The sequence below is a fragment of the Clostridia bacterium genome (assembly GCA_014360065.1).
Lineage (GTDB): Bacteria > Bacillota > DSM-521 > Neomoorellales > JACIYF01 > JACIYF01.
In genome coordinates this window covers 1828-2826 of the sequence record JACIYF010000202.1, presented here as the reverse complement: position 1 = coordinate 2826, position 999 = coordinate 1828, and the positions used below count along the sequence as shown (strand labels likewise).

Annotated in this window: 1 protein-coding gene and 1 pseudogene (1 of these 2 only partly in view); both read right to left on the bottom strand. The window is 55.1% G+C overall.

The window, feature by feature from the left end; genetic code table 11:
• Positions 1-744 (bottom strand): dTDP-4-dehydrorhamnose reductase (rfbD, locus tag H5U02_14975; protein MBC7343722.1); only part of this gene is annotated, 744 nt, incomplete at its 3' end.
• Positions 745-770: 26 nt separating this feature from the next.
• Positions 771-999, bottom strand: a pseudogene (locus H5U02_14970) (dTDP-4-dehydrorhamnose 3,5-epimerase family protein) (it continues 211 nt past the right edge of the window).

The window sequence follows — 999 nt, the reverse complement described above, 5'->3', positions numbered from 1 at the left end:
TTTCAACGGGAAAGGGTCCAGCACCGAGTTAGCCGGCCGCTTGGCCGGTCTTTGGTACTGATGGCTATCGGTTGGGTACAGCTCAACTTTTGGGCCCGCAAACTCGAATATGGTTTTGGCAAAGTTGTACCAGGTAGTTGCGCCCCGGTTGGTTATATGGTAGATGCCGTAAGCTTCGGTCTCTATTAGATCCAGCAAAGCAGCGGCCAGATCCACAGTATAGGTGGGACACCCCTTCTGGTCGGTGACCACGGTCAAGCTTTGGCCGCTTGAGGCCAGCCGAAGCATGGTTTCAACAAAGTTAGGCCCATGGTGGCCAAAGAGCCAGGAGGTCCTAACTATATAATAGCGGCCGCCGATGGTTTCGATAAAGCGCTCACCAAGACATTTGCTTTCGCCGTAAGTGTTGATCGGGTTTCTAGGGTCGTAAATGCTCCACGGCTCGTTCTTGGAACCGTCGAAAACGTAGTCAGTGCTGATATGTACTAGGGCAGCATCAACCGCCCGGCAGGCCAGGGCTAGGTTCCTTGCCCCCAAGGCATTGACCATCACGGCCAGATCGCGGTTTTTTTCGGCACCGTCAACATCAGTGTAAGCAGCACAGTTGATCACCACTTGCGGTCGGTGGACTTCTAGATGCTTTTTGACTGCTGAGTGTCTAGTGATGTCCAGTTCGGTATGCCCGAGGGCAATAACCTCGTGGCCGCGCCTTTGGCCTTCAGTTACCACGTCGGTGCCCAGCATGCCTTTGGCGCCCGTAACCAGGATTTTCAACCGTGCTTGACCTCCCAGGAGTAAGGTATAGAAGGGTCATTATAGGGTAAACGGTACTCATCGGGCTGCTGGTAGTTGTAGAGCTCGGTCGGACAGTTGACGATGAGCGCCGTATCCCTACCCTCGGCGGTAAAGCCGTGGTAGACCAGAGGCGGGATCTTCAGGAGCACCGGGTTCAGGTAACCGATGTGAAACTCGTTCACCAGCCCCCGGGTGGGACTCCCC